The following is a 590-nucleotide window of genomic DNA, read 5'->3' as shown; positions in this document are numbered from 1 at the left end:
ATGCATGGAACGGTGGAGCCCCGGCTGAAGCATACGAAGTGCCTCCGCCAGCGGGGGTGTCTGGACCGGATTTTGATAGAGAGGTTATGCGACAAGCCGAAGGATATGACTCGATCCGACCGTACGATGCGAAATTTGGACCCAACTCGAACACCGCTACTCAGCAATCTGTTGAAAGAGCTGGTGGTACGGTTCCAAATATTTCGGGCGCCTATGGGCAGAACTGGACACCTGCGAAGCCGAGTCCGTTCGGCGCCGGACTGTGGCGGTGAAAATCATGGAACAACTTGCAGATAGTGATATGGACGGCAAACGACGAGGCCGAGTCATGCGCTGGTCGATACTGGGAGTGCTGACTGGAATCATTCTGCTCACTTTAGCGCAGCAGATATTTTTTCCTGTAATTTCCTTCAAGCGAACGGAGTTACTTGGCGCCAAACTCGGGGCGTCGAAGCAGCAAGTAATGAGAATACTTGGCGACAGCGGTGTAGATGATGTTCTACCCGAACTGGTGGGATATCCAGTTATTACCAGGAAGAACATTGCTCAGCTTCAGGACCTCGATGCCGCCCCGGGAATATGCGTAAGTG

1 protein-coding gene is annotated in these 590 nt (G+C 53.1%); it reads left to right on the top strand.

Features of this window, described 5'->3' with window-relative positions; genetic code table 11:
- Nucleotides 1-277 precede the first annotated feature (277 nt).
- On the top strand, nucleotides 278-590 hold a 313-nt coding region (locus AC1DWI_RS25785), incomplete at its 3' end, for a hypothetical protein (protein ID WP_477726274.1).

Source organism: Polaromonas sp. P3_C2 (assembly GCF_056402675.1).
This window is presented reverse-complemented; position numbering and strand designations above follow the sequence as displayed.